At 44.7% G+C, this 24689-nt stretch carries 23 protein-coding genes; 17 read left to right on the top strand and 6 right to left on the bottom strand.

Annotation, left to right across the window (positions count from 1 at the left end):
* Positions 1–55: 55 nt before the first annotated feature.
* Positions 56–970, bottom strand: coding sequence for an AraC family transcriptional regulator (locus tag CA267_RS08795; protein ID WP_075607832.1), 915 nt, complete (start codon positions 968–970; stop codon positions 56–58).
* A 214-nt stretch (positions 971–1184) separates the two neighbouring features.
* On the opposite strand from CA267_RS08795, the gene CA267_RS08790 reads away from it, so the two are divergent.
* The 5 genes from CA267_RS08790 to CA267_RS08770 all read left to right on the top strand — a co-directional run bounded on the left by CA267_RS08790 (position 1185) and on the right by CA267_RS08770 (position 8373).
* Entirely contained in the window at positions 1185–2240 is a 1056-nt protein-coding gene (locus CA267_RS08790) for an alpha/beta hydrolase (RefSeq protein WP_075607833.1), read from the top strand.
* A 12-nt stretch (positions 2241–2252) separates the two neighbouring features.
* Complete coding sequence (locus tag CA267_RS08785; RefSeq protein WP_075607834.1) at positions 2253–3341, top strand: alpha/beta hydrolase; 1089 nt, start codon at positions 2253–2255, stop codon at positions 3339–3341.
* A gap of 35 nt (positions 3342–3376) precedes the next feature.
* Positions 3377–4513: a (R)-mandelonitrile lyase gene (locus CA267_RS08780; protein WP_075607835.1), complete on the top strand. Its 1137-nt coding sequence runs from the start codon at positions 3377–3379 to the stop codon at positions 4511–4513.
* A 210-nt stretch (positions 4514–4723) separates the two neighbouring features.
* A complete protein-coding gene (locus tag CA267_RS08775) occupies positions 4724–4861 on the top strand; it encodes a hypothetical protein (RefSeq protein ID WP_170669040.1) in 138 nt (45 codons plus the stop codon).
* 1187 nt (positions 4862–6048) lie between these two features.
* Entirely contained in the window at positions 6049–8373 is a 2325-nt protein-coding gene (locus CA267_RS08770) for a P-loop ATPase, Sll1717 family (RefSeq protein ID WP_075607836.1), read from the top strand.
* A gap of 343 nt (positions 8374–8716) precedes the next feature.
* On the opposite strand, the gene CA267_RS08765 is transcribed toward CA267_RS08770, so the two are convergent.
* On the bottom strand, positions 8717–10183 hold the full coding sequence (locus CA267_RS08765; protein WP_075607837.1) for a coiled-coil domain-containing protein: 1467 nt from the start codon (positions 10181–10183) through the stop codon (positions 8717–8719).
* A 366-nt stretch (positions 10184–10549) separates the two neighbouring features.
* Here CA267_RS08765 and lexA point away from each other — a divergent pair, with 366 nt between their 5' ends.
* The gene (gene lexA, locus CA267_RS08760; protein ID WP_075607838.1) at positions 10550–11176 is read left to right on the top strand and encodes a transcriptional repressor LexA; all 627 of its coding nucleotides are present in this window, start codon (positions 10550–10552) and stop codon (positions 11174–11176) included.
* Positions 11177–11788: 612 nt separating this feature from the next.
* On the opposite strand, the gene CA267_RS08755 is transcribed toward lexA, so the two are convergent.
* Positions 11789–12367: a YceI family protein gene (locus CA267_RS08755; RefSeq protein ID WP_075607839.1), complete on the bottom strand. Its 579-nt coding sequence runs from the start codon at positions 12365–12367 to the stop codon at positions 11789–11791.
* 634 nt (positions 12368–13001) lie between these two features.
* On the opposite strand from CA267_RS08755, the gene coxB reads away from it, so the two are divergent.
* The 4 genes from coxB to CA267_RS08735 are packed head-to-tail and all read left to right on the top strand — an operon-like array spanning position 13002 to position 17266.
* Positions 13002–14138, top strand: coding sequence for a cytochrome c oxidase subunit II (gene coxB, locus CA267_RS08750; protein WP_075607840.1), 1137 nt, complete (start codon positions 13002–13004; stop codon positions 14136–14138).
* Positions 14139–14147: 9 nt separating this feature from the next.
* Complete coding sequence (ctaD, locus tag CA267_RS08745; RefSeq protein ID WP_075607841.1) at positions 14148–15764, top strand: cytochrome c oxidase subunit I; 1617 nt, start codon at positions 14148–14150, stop codon at positions 15762–15764.
* A 6-nt stretch (positions 15765–15770) separates the two neighbouring features.
* Positions 15771–16340: a cytochrome c oxidase assembly protein gene (locus CA267_RS08740; protein ID WP_075607842.1), complete on the top strand. Its 570-nt coding sequence runs from the start codon at positions 15771–15773 to the stop codon at positions 16338–16340.
* Between the two features lie 47 nt (positions 16341–16387).
* A complete protein-coding gene (locus CA267_RS08735) occupies positions 16388–17266 on the top strand; it encodes a cytochrome c oxidase subunit 3 (RefSeq protein WP_170669039.1) in 879 nt (292 codons plus the stop codon).
* A gap of 12 nt (positions 17267–17278) precedes the next feature.
* Here the strand turns inward: CA267_RS08735 and CA267_RS08730 are convergent, their stop codons facing one another.
* A complete protein-coding gene (locus CA267_RS08730; protein WP_075607844.1) occupies positions 17279–17488 on the bottom strand; it encodes a DUF2909 domain-containing protein in 210 nt (69 codons plus the stop codon).
* Between the two features lie 25 nt (positions 17489–17513).
* Here CA267_RS08730 and CA267_RS08725 point away from each other — a divergent pair, with 25 nt between their 5' ends.
* From CA267_RS08725 to CA267_RS08700, 6 genes are read left to right on the top strand one after another with little or no spacing between them, the layout of a single operon-like run.
* Complete coding sequence (locus CA267_RS08725; RefSeq protein ID WP_083638245.1) at positions 17514–18230, top strand: SURF1 family protein; 717 nt, start codon at positions 17514–17516, stop codon at positions 18228–18230.
* Positions 18227–18790, top strand: coding sequence for a hypothetical protein (locus tag CA267_RS08720; protein ID WP_075607845.1), 564 nt, complete (start codon positions 18227–18229; stop codon positions 18788–18790). The genes CA267_RS08725 and CA267_RS08720 overlap by 4 nt, the downstream gene beginning before the upstream one ends.
* Positions 18791–18799: 9 nt before the next feature.
* Entirely contained in the window at positions 18800–19807 is a 1008-nt protein-coding gene (locus CA267_RS08715; protein ID WP_075607846.1) for a COX15/CtaA family protein, read from the top strand.
* Positions 19800–20723, top strand: coding sequence for a heme o synthase (gene cyoE, locus CA267_RS08710; RefSeq protein WP_075607847.1), 924 nt, complete (start codon positions 19800–19802; stop codon positions 20721–20723). The genes CA267_RS08715 and cyoE overlap by 8 nt, the downstream gene beginning before the upstream one ends.
* Positions 20720–21370 (top strand): SCO family protein, encoded by a 651-nt coding sequence (locus CA267_RS08705; RefSeq protein WP_075607848.1) that lies wholly within the window; start codon positions 20720–20722, stop codon positions 21368–21370. The genes cyoE and CA267_RS08705 overlap by 4 nt, the downstream gene beginning before the upstream one ends.
* 5 nt (positions 21371–21375) lie before the next feature.
* Complete coding sequence (locus tag CA267_RS08700) at positions 21376–21972, top strand: GNAT family N-acetyltransferase (protein WP_075607849.1); 597 nt, start codon at positions 21376–21378, stop codon at positions 21970–21972.
* A 25-nt stretch (positions 21973–21997) separates the two neighbouring features.
* Here the strand turns inward: CA267_RS08700 and CA267_RS08695 are convergent, their stop codons facing one another.
* Positions 21998–23074 (bottom strand): polysaccharide deacetylase family protein, encoded by a 1077-nt coding sequence (locus CA267_RS08695; protein WP_075607850.1) that lies wholly within the window; start codon positions 23072–23074, stop codon positions 21998–22000.
* A gap of 108 nt (positions 23075–23182) precedes the next feature.
* Here CA267_RS08695 and CA267_RS08690 point away from each other — a divergent pair, with 108 nt between their 5' ends.
* Positions 23183–24457, top strand: a complete 1275-nt coding sequence (locus CA267_RS08690; protein ID WP_083638508.1) for an MATE family efflux transporter — start codon at positions 23183–23185, stop codon at positions 24455–24457.
* Here the strand turns inward: CA267_RS08690 and CA267_RS08685 are convergent.
* On the bottom strand, positions 24423–24677 hold the full coding sequence (locus tag CA267_RS08685; protein WP_075607852.1) for a hypothetical protein: 255 nt from the start codon (positions 24675–24677) through the stop codon (positions 24423–24425). The two genes, CA267_RS08690 and CA267_RS08685, sit on opposite strands and share 35 nt — an antisense overlap.
* Positions 24678–24689: the final 12 nt, after the last annotated feature.

Here is a 24689-nt window from a genome sequence, read left to right as displayed (position 1 = left end):
GGCTTCTTACTCATTTTTAGATAAGTTACTAACTTCAATTCACATTCTACGATAATCAAGCCTGAGCCAATTTACTTCGAAGCTCGCTCACATCTTTGGCTGGGGAGCAGCCATAAAAGCGACCGTATTCCCGACTAAATTGGGACGGACTTTCATAGCCAACCTGAAACGCTGCCGAAGCTGCATCAAGATATTCTGTGAGCATTAGATTTCTAGCTTCTTGCAGGCGTAGCTGTTTGACGTATTGCAATGGACTCATCGCTGTCATGTTACGAAAATGATGGTGAAACGTAGACACGCCCATGTTGGCTATCTGGGCTAACTGTTCTACCCGAACGGCCTCTGAGAAGTGTGCTTTTAACCAGGAAATCGCTTTAGCGACCTGATAAGTCTGTGTGCCCATAGCAGAAAGTTGCCGCAGTGTATTGCCTTGTTCTCCCATCAGTAGTCGGTAGAAGATTTCCTTTCTCACTAAGGGAGCCAGCACAGCGATTTGTTCTGTTTCATCAACCAGGTCGATCATTCGTTGAAACGCGTTTACTAAAGGCGGCGACAACTTTCCCGTCACCATGCCTCGTTCAGCGCGTTTTGTTCGCGCAGGCGGAAGCTGACTATCGGTCATTAACTGAGTAATTTCCTGATAATCAAATGTGAGTTTAAGGCCAAGGTATGGGACTTCCTCACTCGCATCGATAACCTGTGCAACAACGGGCAAATGGACACCAGAAAAAAGGTAATGCTGAGTATCGTATGTGTACTTTTCGTCTCCTAGTTGTACACGTTTCGCACCTTGGGCAATAAGACAGACACTCGGCTCATACAATCCGGCAATAGGCTTGGCGGCATCCGTCTTTTTGAACACCGTCAGGCCTGGCACCTCTGTCGGCAAATGCCCTTCGTTTTCGGTCAGCTTTGCAATACTTAAAGCAAGGGTTTCCATCTGGTTCGCTAACACTGAATCTGTCTTCATTCACATCACCTGGTATGCCAAATCTCATGTGTTAAGTATAGCGCCGTATGAAACACGGTAATACCGATTCAATTGCGCCCCAGAGAAATAGGCAATCATTGAGCAGGAATTGAATACTGGCTTTGCCGCTTAGTCGCTATGTTATTACCAGTGTCATGAATAATTGTAAGCCACTGCTGGGTTCGCCAGATAGTGCGGGTGAGGAGAAATTTAAATGAGAGCGATAGCGAAAACAGCGGCGTTGCTGTTAACCGCAAATTTACTGTCGGGGGAGACAAGCTCCGCTGATTATCAGCAAAACCCGTTTTCTTTAGTTTATAACGGCGCAATTACTGGGAATGAAAATGGTGAAGTCAATATTCGCTCAGTCAGGTATGTGCTAAACCGAATCAGCATCGCCGCAAACGTTTATACACCGCCTGAGTTCGATACCTCAAAAAGCTATCCGGCTATTGTTGTTGCCCACCCCAATGGCGGTGTCAAAGAGCAGGTTGCTGGCCTGTATGCTCAGCGGCTTGCTGAGCAAGGTTACATCACCATTGTCGCTGACGCTGCCTACCAGGGAGAAAGTGGTGGCGAACCGCGAAATGTAGATAAACCCGCCAATCGTATAGACGACATTCACGGCATGGCAGGCTTTATATCCAGATTTGGAGGCGTTGATCCTGAGCGCATTGGCTTACTGGGAATATGTGGGGGTGGCGGGTACGCTTTGAAGGCAGCCCAGACAGATAAGCGATTTCAGTCGATTGCAACCTTAAGCATGTTTAACACTGGGCGGGTGCGGCGAAACGGCTACATGGATTCTGCATTGGACACAGTACAGCAGCGACTAGTATCTGCTTCTGATGCCAGACAAAGAGAAGCGCTGACTGGCGAAGTCACTTATATTGGTGACACTAGGCTTAGCGAGGAACAAATTGCGGCCCTACCGTTTGAACTTTATCGCCAGGGATTCGAATACTACTGGGACACGCACGCTCATCCAAATTCTACATTTCGCTACACTGAGAGTAGTTTGCTGTCACTGATGAATTTTGATACCACCACGAATATGGCATTACTTGACCAGCCATTATTGATGGTGGCAGGAAGTGAGGCCGACTCACTCTACATGACAAAAGAGGCCTATGCGCTGGCAACAGGAACAGAATCAAAAGCGATGCACCTTATTGATGGGGCGACGCATATAGAAACTTACTGGCAGCCCGACTATGTTGATGAGGCCATGTTTAAATTCACCGCGTTTTTTGCCGACACGCTAGGTTAAGGAATCCGTAACATGAAAATTAAGATGAATGCCAGCTATACCGGAATGCTGATGGTGTTGGTTGCGCTTATCGTGAGTGCCTGTTCGACAACAGAACGCACCGCTTCGCAATCCCCGATGATGATTGCTGAACAGGGTAGCTTTGCCGTGGGTGGCTCTACAATACAAAGTGAAGGCGAATTCGATCCCATTGATCTTAGCACCGATGGACAGACCCTGCATGGTGACCACGCATATGTGTTTTACCAGGTTCCGGTAGACAAGCGCTCCTATCCACTAGTGATGTGGCATGGCTTCGGTCAATTTTCTAAAACCTGGGAGTCTACGCCGGACGGGCGTGAGGGGTATCAAAACATCTTTTTACGCAAAGATTACGGCGTTTATCTGATTGACCAGCCTCGGCGCGGAAATGCGGGAAAAGGTACGCAGCCTGGCACATACACACCAATACCAGATGAACAAAAGTGGTTTAACGTATTTCGGGTAGGACAATGGCCGGAGTATTTTACCGATGTACAGTTCCCCACTGATAATGCATCACTGGAGCAGTATTTCCGGCAGATGACACCGGACATTGGCCCGATTGATGTCGATGTGAATGCTGATGCAGTGGATGCGCTTTTCGACAAAATTGGCGAGGGGATTCTTGTGACGCACTCGCATAGCGGCGGTATGGGCTGGCAGGCAGCCATGCAAAATCCCAACATTAAGGCCATTGTGTCTTACGAGCCTGGCAGTAACTTTGTATTCCCCCCAGGCGAAGTGCCTGAACCCAAACCAAGCTCAAGTGGTGAACTAACCGCAAAGGAAGTGTCGCTGTCAGAATTTAACAAGCTCACCACTATCCCCATCGTCATTTACTATGGTGACAACATCCCCGAAGAACCCAGTAATATGCCTGGGCAGGATGGCTGGCGGGTGCGCTTAGAAATGGCCTATGAATGGGCAGACGCGATTAATCGACATGGTGGTGACGCCCAGGTGGTGCACTTACCGAAGGTGGGCATCTATGGCAATACGCACTTCCCCTTTTCTGATCTGAATAATCTCGAAATCGCTGAATTGATGGCTGACTGGCTAAGCGAAAAAGGCTTGGACTAATCTCCAGGCATTCTCCGAATAAGAAGGCTCACAAAATGAACATGACGACAATTGTAACTAAGACATTGTTATTCGTAATGCAGGGTTTGTGCTTTTGTATGCTCACTGCCGCTGCTGCTTATGCCAAAGAAGCAGACACCGGACTATCAGACAGGCAGAAAGCCATTATCCCTATTGCTGCACTCACTGCGACAGGAGATACACAGGCGCTAGAGCAGGCGCTCAACGATGGGCTGAATAGGGGGCTGACAGTAAATGAAGTCAAAGAGATCTTTATTCACTCGTATGCCTACTCGGGGTTCCCTCGCGCGTTGAATGGAATCAATACTTTCATCGCGGTAACAGAAGAGCGCAAGGCCCAAGGGATCACCGATAAACCAGGCGCAGAAGCTACCCCTGTGCCCGCTAACTACAACGCAAATGACGTCGGTCATAAAATACGTAACGATTTAGTTGGCAGAGATATTTCAAATCGCACAACAGGCTACGCGGCATTTGTGCCCACTATTGATACCTTTCTTGTAGAGCACCTGTTTGCCGATATTTTTTATCGGGATGTTTTAAGCGTCAAGGACAGGGAGTTGGTTACCATCAGCATGTTATCGGCAATGACTGGTGCTGAAGCGCAACTCACATCGCATATGAAACTAGCTCAACGGGTTGGATACACAAATTCGCAGCTTCGCGAATTTACGCAGATACTAAATGAAACCGTGAGCCAGGATAGTGCCATCAGAGCACAAAAGATACTGACTGATGAGCTGAATATCGCGATAACTGACATCAATATAGCTACCGTTATGGTCAATCGGGATAGAACTGCCACAATAGGGACAGCGGATAAGTTTTCTGGTAACGCAAAAATCACGTCACGCTTTACCTCTCCGGTCTCCTCGCATTACAGGGGCGCGATGGTCGAATTTGAGGCAGGTGCCCGAACCGCGTGGCATACACATCCTAAGGGACAAACACTTATCATAATTTCTGGTAAAGGCTTAGTTCAGCGGGAAGGCAACGAGGCGAAAACCTTACTACCAGGTGATGTTGTCACTATCCCTCCTAATACCAAACATTGGCATGGCGCAGCGCCCGACTCATCCATGTCCCATATTGCTATCTCGACACCGGACAACGGTGAAACGGTTACCTGGATGGGATTAGCGAAGGATTAGCTGTTAACTACTGGAAAGCGAACTGTATAGAGTGCCCCTTTTCTTCTTGCATGACGGGATAACTTGGTAATGGGGGTATACAAGCATAATCGCGACCCGACTAGCACATTAGATAAATCGCATAATGAAAGTTTCATATGACTTTATCATTATGAAACTTTCATTATGACCAACTAAACGGTTTTACAAACCCAAGGGAAAGGTGGCGAGATGATGAAAAATCGCGAATATAAAGGGCTGACACTACGGGAGCAGGAGCGTGCGCAGGTTCGTAGAAACATGCGGCGGTGGGTAAAACTGCGTGAACATTTCGACAAAAGGCCTCGCGACGAGAAAAAGCCTGAATAAGTAAACCTGTTGAGCTATTTCGTAAGGAATTAGGTGGTGCTAAGCATCAGGACGACAGCGGTGACTATCGCCATCGGCGTTATCTGTGTGCCTGCGCTTTTAATTCGTCACGTTAGGAGCCAATGGGCAGTTCACTTCCCTTTACGTCGCTTCTCGTATTTTATGGCATACATCGTAGCACCTACCATCAATACCAAAGGCAATAAAAAGGTGATTTCCTCAGGCATCGGATTCCTCCGTTAAAGTGTGCCACGCGTCACATGTCTTTTTTCGGCTCGGCAATTTGCAACGAGATGTTGTATTAAATACAACAGCTCATCATGTGCAACCCATCGAAGAGCTTAAGTAAAGGCCACCTTGCCATGGCAGTACCAATAAGCAATACAAGTGACGTAACCTGGGGCGCACTAATAATTACTCATGGTGATGCGGTAGCGCTCATACAAGGAGCACGGCAAACGTCAATACTGTGCCGATGAGGATAGCTAGTTGAATGTTATCTGCTATTCACTTCACCATCGGGTTCCAATGATTTTAATTGTAACGAATTCGCCATAATTAGACAGACGATGCAGCGGAATGCGCTCAGTATAATCTCGTCCTGTCGCACTTTCGGATTAACCTTAATACAAGCGGACGGGCGATTCCAGAGACGGTATAACAGCGTGGTAGGTTCGAAAATGGAACCTACCACGGGCTTCCGGCAATGAGCTGACAAAGTGTGAGGCAAATCGCGGGAGAAAGCTTATCCTCTCTCACTTAGACTCACGACCATGCATGGAAAATTTCTAAGTTATTGAATGATCGAGATAATAGGGGATGTTAGTCGTCAAAAGAACATTTAGGAAGTACCTTCACTAAATTGAAAAGTTGATTCAGCCAAGCAGTAGACGTTGACCCTGAACAATATAGATGACCGCTGTGTAAGGGTTGTAGACTTTACTACTACTTCATAGGGGCCACCTTTATAAGCTGAAGTTAACGTTAACAACCCAATAGTTAATCGTTAATTTGAGTAAAATCACACCCAAATTCGCAAAATTATTATTAGTTTAGGCAGCAAGCTCATAAGTTGAGAAATCGCTTGATATACGGTAGCTTGTTATTTGCGCTATAACAGCACGGGCGACTACTGTGTGCTTTGTAGCTTTCTAAAGGGACAGTTAATTTAACGCTTCGGCGTTTTTATGGATCTGGATGTATTTATGAATGGATTTTTTGCTTATGCCTCACAACCTACAGCGATAGGGCATACAATCGAAAACGCAGTAGACTCAATAAGAAAAGCTGGTGATTCCTCCATAAATACCTGGCGAGCACTAGATATTCCAGGTCATTTTATTTCTCAACAGGTTCTGGAAGCTATTGATGAATCGGAATACCTTGTCGCCGATATCTCTGTACTTAACTTTAATGTTACTTACGAACTTGCTTATGCAATTGGAGCTGGCAAGAGAGTTCTAATAACAAGAAATTCATCGATCAGAGAAAAGTCGCCAACCGTTAGAGAAGTTGGGATATTCGACACCCTAGGCTATAGCGAATATCAAAATGCGAAAGAACTTGAATTATTTCTTGAAAAGGCACCCAAATCCGAGCCATTGAAAATACCAAAAAAAATAAACATGAAGTCACCTGTTTATTTACTAGAGGGTTATCACAAGACCGATTTCGCAACTCGAATTATCTCTAGAATTAAAAAAGCACGTTTTCTATTTCGTTCTTTTGACCCGAATGAGCAACCTCGACTATCTGCTAATGACGCGATTAATCAAGTTGCGGAGTCTCACGGTGTAGTTGTTCCTTTCCTTTCTAACGACGCAGTGGATTTTGAAATACATAACATGCGAGGCGCGTTTATCGCTGGCTTGGCAAATGGAATGGGGAAAGCTCTATGCATGTTACAAAGAGAAGACGAGCCAGTACCACTTGATTATCGGGACTTTGTTAACGTGGTCTATCACCCTGATGACATAAATGACTACATAGCAGAGTTTGCAGGTGAAGTAGCTGAAGCATTTCAACTAGGTGACAATAAAGATACTGGAAGTGAAGATACTTTCTTACAATCATTGGATCTAGGTTCTTCATCTGCTGAAAATGAAATGAGAACTCTTCAAAGTTACTATCTTAAAACAGATCAATTTTTAAAATCCTTAAGAGGAGAAGCCAATATAGTAGTAGGCCGAAAGGGGTCTGGAAAATCTGCTATTTTTTTACAGGTAAGAGATAGGGAAAGAAATAAAAAGGGAAATATCGTTCTAGATCTAAAGCCAGACGGATATAAGCTGATTAAATTTAAGGAGCTGATCCTTTCGTTTTTAGAAGAAGGTACTTTTCAGCACACGATAATGGCGTTTTGGGAATATGTTTTACTGCTTGAGATTTGTTATAAAATTCTTGAAAAGGATAGAGAACAACATAAGCATGATCATGAATTGTATGAACCTTATCGTAATTTAGCTGATCTATACCACGCCGATGGCTACGAGACAGAGGGAGATTTTTCTGAACGCATGAGTGTGTTGATGGAAAAGATCTCGACGGAGTACCGCTCAAAGCATGGTGATGCTAAAAGCGTTCGACTATCATCCTCTAAACTTACTGAGATGCTTTATAGTCATGATGTAAAAGAACTTACTCAACAAATAATTAGCTATATGGCTAATAAAGATATGTGTTGGCTGTTGTTCGATAATATCGATAAAGGCTGGCCTACAAGCGGACTTGAAGATGAGGATCTGTTAATTATTCGTGCGCTAATTGATGCCACTAAAAAAATTGAGAGACAATTTGGAAAATCAAATGTAGAAGTCAATACTATTGTTTTTCTTAGAAATGATGTTTACGAGTTATTAGTAAAACATACTTCTGACAGAGGAAAAGAAGCGAGTGCTTTACTCGATTGGACAGACCCAGATCTATTGCGTGAGTTAGTAAGACTTAGACTAGTATCTAACAATATTAATGGTAGCGAAGAATTCGAAGCCATGTGGCCTAAAGTATGCGTTAGCCACTATAAGGGAGAAGAAAGTTCTCAATATCTTATTGATCGTTCATTAATGCGACCTAGGTTTTTACTCAATTTAATCAGCTTGTGCAAAAGCTTTGCTATTAATTTGAATCACGAAAAGATATTAGAGGAAGATATTGAAAAAGGACTTGTAGCCTTTTCAACAGATTTATTAGCTGATGTGGGTTACGAAATCCATGACGTAGAAAATAATGTTGATGATGTTTTATATGCGTTCATTGGTAGCAAGTCGCACCTTTTCAAAGATGAAATTTTTTCTACTTTAACTGATTACGGCATTAGCCATCAGTTTTTGGAAAATATTTTTTCCTTGTTATTGTGGTATGGATTTTTAGGTGTTGTTGTAAAAGACGAACCTAGATATGTATACAATTTTAGCTACAGTATGAAATTGATGGATGGAGTGATAAAGAAAAATAAAAAAAATACTTTTGTAATAAACCCTGCATTTTGGCCTGCTTTGATGATAGAAAATTGATATCTTAATTAAAAAACGGATAAAAAGTTATCCACGAAAATATTTTCTCAATCAAATTTTAATATTCAGACGTCTCTTTTTTCCTGTACTATGGTTTAAACCGTTTGTCAGGACTATACGATATGGTCTCAATGAAAAACAAGAGCTGTCAATCGTGAGCGAGTTTAAAAATTTTCGATGAGTTAGTTATATGTATTATTCCTAATGCTAGTTTTTATCATACTCTACTATCCTAGATTTACTCGCCAGCTATCTTCCAAATATCAAAAATTGAACTTCACTTTCGTTAAAATTGTCGATTATCACTAATTATTTTCTATGAATCTATTTTTTCTTCCTTTTCTTATACATCTGATACTCTTTTTTCCTCATCTCTTAATACTCTCTCTTGCTTTTTCTCTAAATTTTTTACGAGCTTTCCAAATCCTGGAATATTATTAAGTTTATCAATAGCAATGCCAAGCTTACTGCTTTTATCTAATGCATCCATTAACGGATGATCAGTAGTGTTGTAATCTGAAATTAGCTTCCCTGGATTCTCTGAGTTTACCTGTAATAGGTTGAATAATAGTTTAACCCTTAGTTCTTCAGATACTTCATCATCAAGCTCATTTATCTGATTAGATAAGCCTTCAAAAGTTTTACTAAGTACACCTTTGTGTGTGTATTCTTCAATTAGTCTCTTAGAGAGGTTCTGTTTTTTACTTGCAGAATAAGCGATCCATAAAACAGGTAAGTACAGTGGTAAAATAGAGACTATTAGTTTAGGAGTGTCGCTTAAAACCTCAACAAGATCTTTGTTAAGTGCCAGCAATAAGTAAATATCGACAAAAAATGGAATAATTGATATTGCAATAAGCCCCTGGATTGCCCTCTTAAATGAGCTATTGTGACTTTCTTGGAACCTTCTTTCTTCATTGACCTTTTCATCGTACGCCGAACTTAGTCCTGCCGTCAGTGCACGAGGTAATAATTTATTTATCTCTTCGAAAGTTTCTTCATATTTATTTCTGTATGACTTTAATTGGTTCTCGCTTTTGTCTTCGGATGTTTTAAGTATTTCGTGATACCTGTTTAATGTATTTTCAGAAGTATTCTCCAATTCTAACTCTAAGTTTGCTAGTTGGTCTTTAATTTTCTGATAGCTACTTTCAAGTTCGTCTTTTAGGCCTTCTATTTTCTGAGTTTCACCAGATTCGTCATTTTCTTCGTACCCCAAGATTTCATCTCTAAGGTCGCGAATTTTTGCGTGATTAGACACAACTGTTTTTAGCATGGACTCAGACTTTGAGTGAAACTCGTCAATATCAGAGACCTGTTGGTCAATTTTTATCAGATTAGACTCTAGCTCTGTGTTTTCAGATACTAATTCACTGAGATGTTTTGTGTTGGCTGTAAGTGATGACTTCAGTTCCTCCGAATCCTTCAGGAGTATCTCTATTTGGCTTGCGTGCTCGGAAGATGAGCCTTTAATCTCTGCAAGCTTTGTGGAGTAATGCTTAGCGTCTTCATCAATACCTTTAACTGCTTCTAGCATTTTCTCAGCTTCTACATGGTATTGACTAATCTCTTTTTTCATCCTCATTATACGAGATCTATGCTGAGTAATTGAGAGAAAGGCACTTCTAGCTTCCTCTGCTGTATCGGAGGGCTTTTTTATTTTCTCGTCGAGAATTGATATTTTCTTTTCTTGTTTAGATAATTTTTTGTTTTGTTCTTCTAATGCTCTCTCAAGCGGAACTAGCCTCTCCCAAAGCTTTCCGATCTCGTCGGTGTTGCGTTTGCTGTCGCTAAACATTCCAAAGTCCATAATTACCTCTGTCCATAAAAGCAACGAGAATATCATTCTCTATTATGATTAACATACTATCGATTAATACACTTTTTCGATACTGCGTCTACCGAAGTTATTTATGGGATGACGCTCTTCCTGCAACGATTATAACAATAAGTTATTACCTCCCTGATATTTTTTAAATAGCGAAGGTTCAGCATAGATTGAAGTAACAAAGGCGTTTCAAGTGTCCATGGACAGGACATACATAAAGGTATAAATGAGTAATTCAGTTCAACTCCGGTGGAATTTTAGGGAGTTGAACCGGAACCCACACAAAGAGTTGCGATTTACTGTTAACGGTATATACTTTCTTCAACTGTATAAATAATCAGGCTGTGTATGCGTCCACTAACCCCAAGACAAACGGAAGTTCTCGAACTTATTAAAACTACCATGTTGGATACTGGCATGCCGCCCACACGCGCCGAAATTGCCCGCCAGCTGGGTTTTAAGTCGGCAAACGCGGCAGAAGAACATTTAAAAGCCCTGGCAAGAAAAGGGGTAATTGAAATCTTACCTGGCACTTCCAGAGGTATTAAACTCACCATTCCTTTGGAAGCAGATAATGATGAAGAGGAAGGGTTACCACTGATTGGACGCGTGGCTGCCGGTGAGCCAATTTTGGCCCAGCAACATATTGAAGCGCATTATAAAGTTGATCCCGCATTGTTTCACCCTCAAGCAGATTTTCTGTTACGTGTAAGCGGTATGAGTATGAAAGATATTGGTATTTTAGATGGTGATTTACTCGCTGTGCACCGTACTAATGATGTTCATAATGGTCAGGTTGTGGTGGCTCGGGTGGATGAAGATGTCACAGTTAAAAGACTTGAGAAGCGCGGTCGCGAAGTGCTGCTTCATGCCGAGAATGAAGAGTTCTCACCTATTAAGGTAGATTTGGCCTCGCAGCCATTTTCTATCGAAGGAATAGCAGTAGGTGTAATCCGCAATGCGGATTGGATGTAATTCGCAGCCTTGATAGCCGCAATACTTTCGTTTTTTTGCGTCTATTTTGGGAGCCTCGGTAACCTAATTGTAAGCGCATTAGGATAGAATAATTCTTTAACTGCGAAAAGTGAGCAAGCTTTTTTATCCGATGCGGGAAAAAATTTAATTTGATGGCTCTGCTTGACCGTTCTTATTCCAGCATTTTGGCTTAATAACCTTCACTTGTTGCTTAAAGCTTTGCGCAAAAGTCCTGCGGGGAAGAGCGTTAAGAGGTTATGGTCAGGCAACAGTTTGGGTTAGTGTTTTTCAAGAGTGATTGGGTGTTGCTGTTTTATCTAACCCCAACTTGGGATAAGAATTGGCGTATTGACTTTAAAAATCCTTTTAAATCAGGTTGTTATATGTATCTTTTCGATTGTTCTTAAGCTAATTCTGGTTTGATGACGAGCTTTTTGCGCATAGCAAGGCGGGATTTGATACGTCATAGCAGGCTATGATTAGAAAGCGCAACGATGCTAGGCGCGAAAAGATCGATATTGAGCGGCGCGGCTTATCCGGGGTGAGGTTATTTAATAATTTTGTGTAACAAAAGTAATGATAACGGCTCGCCGGAGCGAACCGCTGGACAAATTACTGTTGCGCTTCGGTAGTAATACGCAATTTAACTTTATCACCTACGTTAGGTACATATTTTCCTAATCCAAATTCTGAACGCATAATTTCTGCTTCAGCATCAAAACCAACAGTAGGCTTTTGATTCATTGGGTGTTTACCCTGCTTATTTAACGTGGCGTGCATTACCACAGGTTTGGTAATACCTTTTATTGTTAAGTCTCCGTGGACGTCATACTTGTCGCCTCCTTTGGCAACCACTTTCGTGCTTTTAAAGGTAGCTTTAGGATGGCTCTCAACATCAAAATAATCTTTACCTAAAAACTCTTCGTTAAGCTTTTCCACAAAACTATCTACAGTTTCAACGTCCATGCTAACCGAAATTTTTGCATCTTCAGGCGAGTCAGCATCAAAAGTAATCGTACCTTCTGCGCCATTAAACGCAGCGGTAGGATGAGAAAAGCCAAAGTGACTCCACGAGGCGATAACGCTTGTATGACCAGGATCAATTTTATAGGTCTCAGGGGCTGCATTAGCACCCGCACAGAATAATCCCATCGCCAAAATTGTACCTAATTTTGCATTCTTTCTTAACATAACTTTTCCTTTTCAGATGAACGTGCCGATATTAAAAGAAGGTCATTGCCGTACATAAAGTCTTATGTCTACCCGTAGTGATAATGACTCGCTCAGAACGTAGCTAACGGTTACTGAACCCGTTAGTGCTATGTAGGAAGAGCTGCTCCCACTCGTTTCTCGCCAAGTGATCATTTATCTGCCAATCGGTATTAATAGCCATCATACGCTGAATTGGATTAATCGACTGATCCGTAAGAGAATCGCTTCCGCTTATTTCAATCAACATACGACGGCAGAAGAATCACTAAACTCTTCTATAAGAACGTTACCCAGACTATAGATCAAATAATATCTTTTGTATAAATATTGTACAAAGGCTATGCTTACACTCATCCTGCCAAACACCGGGAACAGCCTCGGTTTCTTTCCCGTTCAAAAATTTTTTAGTAGAAAAGACTAGACGCCAGCGCAAGTTTGATTAATTCTTATACCGTTATTAACATAAAAATAACAAGAAAATGAGAATCTTATCCATTGCTCGCATAGCTTTGACTAACAGATAGAACCGAATAGCGCCTTATGAACGCTATTAATGAATAGGTTCTTCCATCACGGAGGTGTTTGAGTGAACGAACTCAAGAATGACGTTTGGATGGTTATAGGAACGCTAGTAACAACGATTTTGGCGGGGCCTGTTCGTGCAGAAGAAGACAAGGTTCACGGTGCTGCACTGAATCTGCGTGAAGGTGTGACAGACATTAGCGGCCAGGTTTACGACTTGCACATGTTGATGTTTTCTATTTGCGTGGGCATCGCCGTGCTGGTTTTTGGTGCCATGTTTGTCTCCATGTATCTGCACAGAAAATCTCGCGGCGCTAAGCCAGCGCACTTTCACGAAAACGTAAGAGTGGAGATAGCCTGGACTATTGTGCCGTTTATTATTCTTATTCTTATGGCTATTCCTGCGGCGCGCACTCTCATAGCAATGGAAGATACTTCTGAACCGGATTTGACAATTCTAGTCACAGGCTCACAGTGGAAGTGGCACTACAAGTACATGGACAGCGACGTTGAATATTATTCTCTACTAGCCACTCAGCAAGAACAAATTAAGAACCGCTTTGCCAAGGGCGAAAATTATCTGCTTGAGGTAGACCGCCCTCTGGTGGTTCCCACCGGCCAGAAGATACGCTTTCTCATTACCTCTGACGATGTCATTCATTCATGGTGGGTGCCAGATTTTGCCGTTAAGAAAGATGCAAACCCTGGATTTATTAATGAAGCCTGGACCAATATTAATGAGCCTGGCGTGTATCGCGGGCAGTGCGCCGAACTGTGCGGAAAAGACCACGGCTTCATGCCCATAGTGGTAATTGCAAAAACACCAACGGAATTTCAAAGCTGGATTGGTGAGCAGGAAGAAAGGCAGCGGAAAGCCAAAGAAGAAGAGCAGCGTTTACTCGCGATGAATATGAGCATGGAAGAACTCATGGAAGTAGGAGAAAAAATTTATAACTCGACCTGCGCCGCCTGCCACATGCCTAATGGCGAGGGACTTCCGGGGGTATTTCCTGCGCTTAAAGGTAGTCCGCTTGTTCTGGAAGACATGGAGGGACACATTAATGTTGTATACAACGGACGGGCCGGCACGGCTATGCAGGCGTTTGGCAAAATGTTGTCGTTAAAAGAGATTGCTGCGGTGGTGACTTATGAGCGTAACGCCTGGGGCAATGCCACCGGCGATATTGTGCAACCGAAAGATGTCAATGTTACCGCTAAAGGGCAATAGGAGAGCATCATGAGTAAAGCAACAGAAATTGTCGGAGCGAGCGGCCCGGTAGAACAGCACCACGATGAGCATCATGATCATCATATTCCCAAAGGAATCACCCGCTGGTTATTTACTACCAACCATAAAGATATCGGCACGCTCTATTTATGGTTTGCGTTCATTATGTTTCTTACTGGTGGCGCAATGGCAATGATAATTCGCGCTGAATTATTTCAACCTGGATTGCAGATTGTAGAGCCCAACTTCTTCAATCAAATGACAACCGTACACGGTTTAATAATGGTATTTGGTGCTGTAATGCCTGCGTTTACTGGTCTTGCCAATTGGCTGGTGCCAATGATGATTGGAGCGCCTGATATGGCGCTTCCCCGCATGAATAACTGGAGCTTCTGGATTCTGCCTTTTGCCTTTGCAATTTTGCTGTCTTCGTTATTTATGGAAGGCGGTGGGCCGGCCTTTGGCTGGACATTTTACGCGCCACTTTCCACCACCTATAGCAGTGACAGCACCGGCTTATTTGTGTTTTCTGTCCATATTATGGGGATCTCTTCCATCATGGGGGCAATCAACGTCATTGTCACAATTTTTAATATGCGCGCCCCAGGAATGACATGGATGAAAATGCCTCTGTTTGTCTGGACGTGGTTAATTACCGCCTTCTTGCTTATTGCTGTTATGCCCGTTTTGGCTGGTGCAGTAACAATGGTTTTGACAGATAAGTTTTTCGGTACCAGCTTCTTTAATGCCGCTGGTGGTGGCGATCCGGTAATGTTCCAGCACATTTTCTGGTTCTTTGGTCATCCCGAAGTGTACATCATGATTTTACCAGCATTTGGCATTATCTCTCAGATTGTTCCCACTTTTGCTCGCAAACCTCTATTTGGCTACGCTTCAATGGTGTATGCCACCGCTTCCATCGCCTTATTATCATTTTTGGTGTGGGCGCATCATATGTTTACTACAGGAATGCCGCTATTCGCCGAGATGTTTGTCATGTTCGCTACTATGCTCATTTCTGTGCCGACGGGGGTTAAAGTTTTTAACTGGGTGGCGACAATGTGGCGAGGCTCCCTGACTTTTGAAGTGCCTATGCTGTTTGCTTTGGCGTTTATTATTCTGTTTACCATTGGCGGGCTATCAGGGTTAATGCTGGCCATTACACCGGTAGACTTCCAGTACCACGATACCTACTTCGTTGTCGCCCATTTTCATTACGTGCTGGTAACAGGAGCTATTTTTTCCATAATGGCCGCTGTGTACTACTGGCTACCTAAATGGACCGGAAGGATGTTTGATATCACGCTGGCGAAATGGCATTTCTGGTGCTCACTGGTGTCGGTCAATCTCTTGTTCTTTCCGATGCATTTTGTAGGATTGGCTGGAATGCCCCGTCGTATTCCCGATTATTCGCTCCAGTTCGCCAACTACAACCAGTGGATCAGTATCGGTGGCTTTGCTTTTGGTTTATCGCAGTTGATTTTTCTAACGTTGCTGATTAAAGCGTGCCGTAAAGAAGGTGAACCTGTATCTGACCAGGTTTGGGAAGGTGCAGAAGGGCTTGAATGGGAAATCCCCTCACCGGCGCCTTATCATACCTTTGAAACGCCACCAGTGGTGAAGTAGCAATTTATGGAAGCACAAAACCAGCAAAACAAGAAGCTCGTTATCCGCTTGGTGTTCATCGTTATCGGCATGTTTGGTTTTGGTTTTGCGTTAGTGCCTCTTTATGATGTTTTCTGTGATCTTACGGGCATCAATGGAAAAACGGCTAATACCGCCGCGGCGTATCAGGCCGGCAGCATCGATACATCCCGGACTGTTACTGTTGAGTTTATTACTCGCACCAATACAGGAATGCCCTGGGAATTTCGTGCTGAAACGAAACGCATTAAAGTACATCCCGGAGAGTTGAACACGGTATCTTTCTATGTGCATAACCCGCTGGGTAAACAAATAATTGCACAGGCGATTCCGTCTGTCTCGCCAGGGCAGGCGGCGTTATTTTTAAATAAAACCGAATGCTTTTGTTTTAATCAGCAACCTCTTGGTGGCGGGGAAGAAGCGCATATGCCTATGTCTTTCTTTGTCGATACGCAGCTACCTGAAGATATTCATTATTTCACTGTGCAATATACGTTATATGACGTCACGGCCAATGCCGCTGACTTGGCTAAAACGGCAAATCCCTTTTTGAACTAGCTCCCTCCGGGAACAGGTTAATTCGCATAAGGGAGATGGAGAAAGTTATGCAGCAAGAATATCAAAAATACTACGTGCCGGCGCAGAGTCCGTGGCCGATAGTGGGCGCAGTGGCATTGTTTCTTATTGCGATTGGCGCCGGGAACCTGGTAATTGAAGTTTCCCACGGTGAAGATGGATACGGCAAATACCTGCTGATGGCAGGAATTGTAGCGTTGCTGGTAATGCTTGTGGGATGGTTTAAGAACCAGATTGACGAATCGATGAGCGGGCTTTACAGCGATCAGCTCGGACGCTCTTATAGACAAGGAATGAGCTGGTTTATATTTTCCGAAATTATGTTTTTTGGCGCTTTTTTTGGCGCGCTTTTTTATGCCCGGGTTGTCTCTGTTCCCTGGCTTGGTGGCGCGTCAAACAACGCGATGACAAACGAAGTGCTGTGGCCTGCGTTTGAAGCAGCGTGGCCTTTACTAACTACGCCAGCAGGAACTGAAACCCAGCAAATGGGCGCGGCTGGCTTACCCGCCATTAATACAGTTATTCTTCTACTGTCTTCGGTAACACTTCACTTTGCCCACGTCGGACTTGAAAAAAATAAACGCAAACAACTGGCAGTTTTATTGGGAATTACCATTTTGCTCGGCAGCACCTTTCTGGCGCTGCAAGTAGAAGAATATGTGCACGCTTATCAAGAATTGGGGCTGACGCTGCAGTCGGGCGTGTACGGCAACACCTTTTTTATGTTAACCGGTTTTCACGGCATGCACGTGACGTTAGGCACCATCATTCTCATTGTACTGTTTTTCCGGGTTCTCAAAGGGCATTTTACCGCCCACAACCATTTTGCTTTTCAGGCTGGTAGCTGGTACTGGCACTTTGTTGATGTTGTATGGGTGATGCTTTACATGTTTGTGTATGTGCTATAAGCCGCACCTGTACTAATGTGGAGTGGGATTGGGAGTAATCAGACCCGTGGCTATGGCAATAAGAATAATAGAGACAATGATGGCAGAGGTCAGAACCCTGCGACCAATGTATTTACTCATAGGTTTGCCATCGGGATTGTTTTGCATCATCACGCGCATCGCCAAGAAAAGGTTGATCACCATGTAGATCAGCAAACCAACCAGGATAATTTTAATAATCATTTTGTCTCCTTAGGGGGTGTGTTCAATGATGACGCAGACAGGAAGTACCAGACCTCTCTTTGCTATCAGTATAGCGGCCGTAGCGGTTATTGGCATGGTTGCTCTGGGGTTATGGCAACTGGAGCGGATGCGTCAGAAGGAAGAACGTTTAACGAGCATAGCGCAAAAGCAGCAAAACGGCACGGTGGCGTTGGCTGCGCTTGATCCCGTCAGTGAAGATATTCGAGATTACAGCGTGACGTTTCAGGGGGTTCCACATCCTGAAATGACGATGTTGCTGGATAATCAGATTGAAAAAAGCCAGGTGGGATTCGATGTAATTGTTCCGGTTCAAACCGCGCAAGGATGGTTGTTGGTAAATTGGGGTTGGGTGGCTGCTAATAAAAGCAGAATGACCTTACCCACTACTCAGATTGAGGCCAATGCTAATAATTTCAGCGGAATAATCATGGTGCCGGAAAATAATCCTTTAGTACGTGAAACTGCGGCCCCCAATGCGACTTTTCCGGCAGTCATTCAGCAACTGGATTTAAATTTTATTGGTGAGCTTACCGGCCAAACGTTGCTACCTTTTGTGATTCAGCTCAATGCCCCGGCTTCTGCATCTTTTGTTCGAACGTGGGCGCCTGTCGTTATGCCGCCTGAAAAGCATTTTGCTTATGCCATCCAATGGTTCGCTTTAGCAATTGCAGCGGCCAGTGTCACTTATTTTGTCGTTTTTGCAAGGAACAAAAAAGTATGAATCGAACAGAGGGTTCAAAAAAAATGTTTATGCTGGCATTGATCGGCGTTTTTGTTCTGCCGGTAGTTTTGGCCAAAATAGCACTGGATTACAATTGGTTTGATCGCGGTTCAACTAACAAGGGAGAGCTGATCCAGCCGGTGCTGAATTTGGCCCCAGTGCTAAATGCCCAGCCGCCGAAGTGGCGCCTTGTTTATACTGTACCTGCACAATGTGATGCTGCCTGTGAAAACGCGATTTATTCCATCCACCAAGTTTGGCTGGCGCTGGGAAAAGAGTCAGATCGGGCAGAAGCAACGGTGTTTCTGACGGAAAAAAGTGATCGTGCGATGGTTTCTACACTATTAACTAACAACAATATTCACACGCTGCAAGCCTCTGAACAGCAGATACATGAGACATTAAATAATGAATTTAAAAATAAGATTTTCCTGGTTGATACGCTGAACAACGCTATGCTTCGTTACGAGGTCCACAACAATAAACAGCAAGCGGTAATGGCCAGCCGCGACATTCTTGCTGATGTTAAAAAGCTGCTTAAACTATCTCGCATTGGATAAGGACTGCCAATGAAAAAGCTGGTTTTATTTAGTATTTTTCTGGCAATGGTGGTCATTGTGCTGGGCGCCTATACTCGCTTGACTGATGCGGGTCTGGGATGCCCTGACTGGCCCGGGTGCTATGGTCAGATGCTGGTGCCGGAGCACAACGCAACAGTGGCTGCTGCAAATGCTGCATTTCCACACCGGCCGGTGGAATCTCACAAAGCCTGGAACGAAATGATTCACCGCTATTTCGCAGGCACATTAGGATTATGTATTTTAGCTATTTGCATTATGGCTATATTGAAACGCGGGCAGGGGCTACCGCTGAAGCACCCATTATTTTTGCTGGCTCTGGTGGGGTTTCAGGCGATATTAGGCATGTGGACAGTGACTTTGAATTTGCTGCCGGTGGTAGTAATGGGCCACCTGCTGGGCGGTTTCGCCGTTCTCTCCGGCTTGTTCTTACTATATTTGCGATTAGATAAGCGTATTTTTCAGCAACAGCACTATAACTTTAGCGATTCTAGCGTTAAAAGGTTAGCAAAGCTTTCAGCGATTGGTGTAGTCATTCTCATTGCGCAAATTGCTCTGGGGGGCTGGACATCGGCTAATTACGCTGCCTTAGCCTGCACCAATCTGCCTATTTGCGAAGGTAACTGGTGGACGCAAATCGAACTTAAAGGTGCTTACAGCGTACCTTATGCAGAAAATTACGAATTTGGTGTTCATAGCTATAATGAGCGCATGACCATGCATATTTTGCATCGGGCTGGCGCCTTAATTACTTTTGGCTACTTGCTGTGGCTTGGTATTCGTCTTTACCGCAGCAATACTTATCAAATTTTAAAAGCGGCTGGCATAGTATTAATTATCGCTCTTGCTGCGCAGGTCGGTCTTGGCGTTAGCAATGTTGTGTTAAGCCTGCCCGTGTTTATAGCCGTTGCACACAATGCTGTGGCAGCCTGTCTATTATTGGTGATGGTCTGGATCACCTATCATTTGTCCCGGCCCAAGGGAGGTCTTCGTGGCTAAACTGGTATCTTTTATAGCCTCATCTTCATCCGTATCTTCACGCGCGCGTGCGTCGTGGCGCGATTATTACGAAATGACCAAACCAAAAGTATTAATGCTACTGCTGCTGACTGCACTGGTCGGTATGTGTTTAGCCTCTCCAGGTTGGGTAGATTGGCGGGTATTAACTATCGGACTGGTGGGAATAGGCATGTTGGCTTCATCCGCAGCAGTCATTAATCATGTAGTTGATCACCGTATTGACAGCCAAATGGCGCGAACATTTAACCGGCCAGTAGCAAAGGGAAAAGTAACGATTCCCAATGCACTTTATTTTGCATTGACGTTAGGAGTCGTTGGCTTCCTGCTGCTAGCGTTGTACATCAATATGCTTACCGCCATGCTTACATTGGCTGGTTTGGTCGGCTATGCAGTGGTTTATACAATGTTTCTAAAGCGCGCTACACCGCAGAATATCGTTATAGGCGGGCTGGCTGGAGCTGCACCTCCCCTGTTAGGCTGGACTGCGGTGACCGGTGAGATTCATGCTCATGCTCTGCTGCTGGTACTCATTATATTTACCTGGACGCCGCCGCATTTCTGGGCGCTGGCGATACACCGGGAAAAGGATTACGCAAAAGCCAAAGTGCCTATGTTGCCTGTCACTCACGGCGTCGAATTTACTAAAACGTCGGTGCTGGGGTATACAGTGCTACTTTGTCTGGTCTGCCTGCTGCCTTATCTTGTAGCTATGACAGGCATCATTTATTTAGTGGGCTCATCCGTGCTTAACGCCGGATTTATGTATTACGCCTGGAAGCTTAAATTTGCTGCAGACTGCGATACTGCAATGCAAACTTTCAAATTCTCAATTCTTCACCTCATGGTCCTCTTTGTGGTATTACTGGTTGACCATTACGTACCGTTAAGTTTATGAATCAAAGAGCCGTTGCTGGAATCGCCGCTGCCGTTGCCCTTGTCATCGGCATTATCGGAGCAATTTATATTGCTCCACCTAATGTAACTGATCCCTCAGATACAGAGTACTTGCAGCGCTACCCTGAGCCGCGCAGGTTATCGGACTTTACCCTGACAGATCATAAAGGCCAGCCCTTTACCTCAGCCAATCTAAAAGGAAAATGGACGCTCGCTTTTATGGGCTACACCTATTGCCCGGATATTTGTCCTACCACGTTGGCAAATCTTAATCAGATTTATCCAGAACTGGCGGCAATAAAAAGCGATTCACCTGTTCAGGTATTATTTATTTCTGTGGATCCTAAGCGGGATTCTTCAGAGCGACTGGGGGAATATATAGGCTTTTTCAGTCCCGACTTTATCGCCGCTACCGGCAATCACGATCAGCTATTTCCGCTGGTAAGAAGCATGGGAATGATGTACGCCATTGCTGAGAGCACTGAAAACTCTGATTATCTGGTTGATCATAGCGCATCCATCGTACTCATTGATCCAACGGCTAAAGTCATTGGACGCTTCAAGCCAGTTTTAGAGCCAGGCAAGATGGCTGTCAGTGACGCACAGCAGATTCTTGCTGATATGCCCAAAATAATGAAAACTGGCTGATTTCTGTGGCTATAGGTATTCGTCCTGCGAAAGCTCAAGACGTTGCCAGTGCAGTGCCATTATTGCTCGGCGCAGGAAATGAATTACTGATCTCCATTTTCGGAGCAGGTGACGCTGAGCGAGCGGAACAGTACCTCACATTTGCCTGGGAGCGCGGAAGCGGGCAATACGGCTTTCGAAACCATTGGGTGGCGTGTATCGGCAAGGAGATAGTAGGCCTGGTTACCTGCTGGCACGATAATCTGGCGACTAATTTTGACCAGGATACATTGCGCTCCATAACCGATTATTTTGGATTGGATAACGCAATGAATATTGTAATGCAGAGTGAGCACATCAGCGCTGCACTACAACCTCCCACAGCAAGGGAACTGGCTATTGGACATCTTTGCGTTGCAACAAAAGCACGCAGACGCGGTGTGGCTACCGCGCTTATTCAATACATGGAATCGGAAGCACAAAGGCGGAAAAAGCCTTCGCTGGTGCTTGATGTAGAGCAGGTAAACACCAGCGCCATCCAGTTTTACTTAGGTAACGGTTTTATCCGTTATCAGGTTGTACCGCCGTTTATCCGAATGACGAAAGCGTTGATACCGCTTTAGTAGCCATCGCTGCTTAATTTGTTGTTCAATCTGGATAGTTGCCATTTTTATCAGTCACAAAGAACGGCTGCGAATACCAGTAATAACGCCCGTTTTCGCTTTGTGACGGAGCTGTGCAATTTACGCGCGAACGTCCGACTGGCAGCTTTTTACTAATTTCATAAGACAGTGTTTTTCCTTCTGCCGAATGCTTTATCCGATCTCCTTGATAAAAGCAGGCTGCCCGATTTAAATCTACATCATCTACAGCGACAGTAAAGGCTATAGGTTGAGTTAAGGTTCGTTGTTTCTGTTGGGGATTGGAAAGCGTGGTTGAAGAAACAGGCATTGCTAAACTGTCCAGCTTAGTTTTTAGACTGTCGAGTTTAGCGTAGGGACCAGCCGCCGGAAATCGGGGTAGTGCTGTAAAATCAGAATAATGGCTAACTCCGCCAGAATGCTGGCCAAATCCAGTATATCCTTCCTCTTTAAGTTTTTCGGCAAGCATGGTATTAAATTCGCCAAAAGGATACGCCAGATATTTGAGTGACTTGCCGGTTTTTTCTTTCAACATGGCTTCGGCTTCTTCTACATTTTGCCATACTCGCGATAACCATTTCGCTTCGCTTTCATCTGCATTTTTAGCCAGCATGTGGAGGTGGTCCTGCGTATGATTAGCGAAGGTCGCGCCCTGTTTCTGCATAGCGTTAACTTCTTTCCAGGTAAGCTGATGAGACTGGCGCCCGATTTGTGCAGGATTGATGAAAACAGTATAGGGAAAACCGTACTCTTCCAGAATCGGATGCGCATTCTTTAAAATGTCGTCATAGCCGTCATCAAAAGTAATTACCAGGGTTCTGTCCGGCAAAGGCTGCTTGTTCTTTAGCGTTTCTACAACGTTTTTAAGAGGAGCAACAGTATAATTTTCTTTAATAAAAGCCATGTGCTGGCGAAACTGCTCGGGGCTAATACTGGTGCTGGCCGGCGTATTTTCGGCAACATGGTGGTACAGCAGTATCACGGCGTTGTCTGTCTTTTGCGCAAACGATAGCGGACTAAAAAGCAAGACTAACGCTAGCGCCCAGTATTGTAACTGCGCCACACCGCGATTAATAATTCTCATGTTACACTGCACGTTTCCCCCTCAATTAACAGCTAATGAATTGTGACTGATACACAGAATTTGCGCGGCTGGCAGGCCCACAAAACCCTGCTTGCACTCGCCTTTCCCATGATTCTTGCCAATATTACCACGCCTTTACTTGGTTTGGTGGATACGGCAGTAATGGGTCATATGGATTCATCGGCAATGCTGGCAGGTGCTTCAGTGGGTGCGCTGATCCTCACCCAGATATACTGGGTTTGCGGCTTCCTGCGGATGTCAGCAACGGGTTTAAGTGCGCAAGCACGAGGTAGTGCTGAAGCGTCCACAGTTCGTTCTGCCATGGTGCTATGTCAGGCGGCGGCAATGGCGTTGGTTTTGGGTGCAGGAATTGTGTTGCTGCAAGTGCCGATTATTAATGCGGGCATGTCGCTGGCAGCGCCGCCCGGGGACGTTGCTGATTTCGCCTACCAGTATTTTACAGTACGGGTATGGGGAGCGCCCGCCGCAATGATGAATCTGGTATTAATAGGATGGCTAATCGGGCAGCAGCAAACTCGCCTCGTGCTGTTGGTGCAGGTGGTAGGCAATCTGCTAAACGCCGGTTTGGATATTTTCTTCGTCGCAGGGCTGGACATGTCTGTAGCCGGCGTAGCGCTGGCAAGCGTTATCGCAGAGTATACGATGACGATAATGGCGGGTTGTGCAGCGTGGCGAAGATGCAAAGGGATCCGTATTGAAGCTGCTTGGTTTAATTCGGCAGCAAGAAAAATACTGCTAAAGCTCAATGGCGATATGCTGCTGCGTAATCTGGCACTTCAGTTGTGTCTGGCGTTTCTTACGTTGCAGGGCGCACGGCTGGGTGAAACGCCTGCTGCAGTTAACGCTATTTTAATGCAGTTTTTTGCGCTTATAGCCTTAGGACTAGATGGCGTTGCCTTTGCCGTAGAAGCATTGGTGGGTGAGGCTGCAGGTGCTAATAACCGGCGGCTGATTGTTCGGCAAACGCAACGGGGTTTACTGTGGTCGAGCCTGTTCGCTATCGTCTACTCTTTGGTTTTCTATCATGCTGGCCCACAGATTATTCAGTTACTTACTGATCTTCCTGGTCTCTACCAGGCAACGTTACCTTATTTGTCTTTGATGGTGTGGCTACCTTTGCTGGCCCACTGGTGCTTTTTGTTTGACGGTGTATTTGTTGGGCTGACCCGATCAGCAGCAATGCGGGATACCATGATTATCAGCGCATTGGCAGTGTTCTTTCCGGTGTGGTGGTTAACGCAAGAAGAGGGCAATATGGCGCTATGGTACGCGTTGCTGGCATTCCTGCTGGCTAGAGGTGTGACATTAGCGGCAACATTCTGGCGCCTTAATCGTCGCGATGAATTGACTGGTGCTTCTTAGGATTTAAGCTGGTGATCCGCTGCAAAAAGATACCCGCGTAGCCTGTCATGGCAATAGCAAAGCCGCAAAGCAGTACTGCCAGTGCAAAAAAATGCAGCCCAATATGAATTGGGCCTGCAATAAACAATAATGCAACGCCAACCAGGAAGATAACCAGGCCGAGTTTAAACCGGTTCCAACTGGTGACCGGGTCCTTTAGAGAAATAAACCAGCGCCGCATTCTACTGGCACA

Origin of the sequence: Alteromonas pelagimontana (assembly GCF_002499975.2) — a bacterium.
Lineage (GTDB): Bacteria > Pseudomonadota > Gammaproteobacteria > Enterobacterales > Alteromonadaceae > Alteromonas > Alteromonas pelagimontana.
Note: the sequence above shows the minus strand (reverse complement) of the source record. Positions and strands in the feature narration are given on the sequence as shown.

Excerpts from the sequence above, each read along its gene's own strand:
- CA267_RS08725 (WP_083638245.1), top strand. The coding sequence starts at position 17,514 with ATGATGACGCAGACAGGAAGTACCAGACCTCTCTTTGCTATCAGTATA.
- CA267_RS08795 (WP_075607832.1), bottom strand. The coding sequence starts at position 970 with ATGAAGACAGATTCAGTGTTAGCGAACCAGATGGAAACCCTTGCTTTA.
- CA267_RS08735 (WP_170669039.1), top strand. The coding sequence starts at position 16,388 with ATGCAGCAAGAATATCAAAAATACTACGTGCCGGCGCAGAGTCCGTGG.
- coxB (WP_075607840.1), top strand. The coding sequence starts at position 13,002 with ATGGTTATAGGAACGCTAGTAACAACGATTTTGGCGGGGCCTGTTCGT.
- CA267_RS08695 (WP_075607850.1), bottom strand. The coding sequence starts at position 23,074 with ATGAGAATTATTAATCGCGGTGTGGCGCAGTTACAATACTGGGCGCTA.
- CA267_RS08770 (WP_075607836.1), top strand. The coding sequence starts at position 6,049 with ATGGATCTGGATGTATTTATGAATGGATTTTTTGCTTATGCCTCACAA.
- CA267_RS08755 (WP_075607839.1), bottom strand. The coding sequence starts at position 12,367 with ATGTTAAGAAAGAATGCAAAATTAGGTACAATTTTGGCGATGGGATTA.
- CA267_RS08690 (WP_083638508.1), top strand. The coding sequence starts at position 23,183 with ATGATTCTTGCCAATATTACCACGCCTTTACTTGGTTTGGTGGATACG.
- CA267_RS08740 (WP_075607842.1), top strand. The coding sequence starts at position 15,771 with ATGGAAGCACAAAACCAGCAAAACAAGAAGCTCGTTATCCGCTTGGTG.
- ctaD (WP_075607841.1), top strand. The coding sequence starts at position 14,148 with ATGAGTAAAGCAACAGAAATTGTCGGAGCGAGCGGCCCGGTAGAACAG.
- CA267_RS08790 (WP_075607833.1), top strand. The coding sequence starts at position 1,185 with ATGAGAGCGATAGCGAAAACAGCGGCGTTGCTGTTAACCGCAAATTTA.
- CA267_RS08685 (WP_075607852.1), bottom strand. The coding sequence starts at position 24,677 with ATGCGGCGCTGGTTTATTTCTCTAAAGGACCCGGTCACCAGTTGGAAC.
- CA267_RS08785 (WP_075607834.1), top strand. The coding sequence starts at position 2,253 with ATGAAAATTAAGATGAATGCCAGCTATACCGGAATGCTGATGGTGTTG.
- CA267_RS08705 (WP_075607848.1), top strand. The coding sequence starts at position 20,720 with ATGAATCAAAGAGCCGTTGCTGGAATCGCCGCTGCCGTTGCCCTTGTC.
- CA267_RS08780 (WP_075607835.1), top strand. The coding sequence starts at position 3,377 with ATGAACATGACGACAATTGTAACTAAGACATTGTTATTCGTAATGCAG.
- lexA (WP_075607838.1), top strand. The coding sequence starts at position 10,550 with ATGCGTCCACTAACCCCAAGACAAACGGAAGTTCTCGAACTTATTAAA.
- CA267_RS08775 (WP_170669040.1), top strand. The coding sequence starts at position 4,724 with ATGATGAAAAATCGCGAATATAAAGGGCTGACACTACGGGAGCAGGAG.
- CA267_RS08720 (WP_075607845.1), top strand. The coding sequence starts at position 18,227 with ATGAATCGAACAGAGGGTTCAAAAAAAATGTTTATGCTGGCATTGATC.
- CA267_RS08715 (WP_075607846.1), top strand. The coding sequence starts at position 18,800 with ATGAAAAAGCTGGTTTTATTTAGTATTTTTCTGGCAATGGTGGTCATT.
- CA267_RS08765 (WP_075607837.1), bottom strand. The coding sequence starts at position 10,183 with ATGGACTTTGGAATGTTTAGCGACAGCAAACGCAACACCGACGAGATC.
- CA267_RS08730 (WP_075607844.1), bottom strand. The coding sequence starts at position 17,488 with ATGATTATTAAAATTATCCTGGTTGGTTTGCTGATCTACATGGTGATC.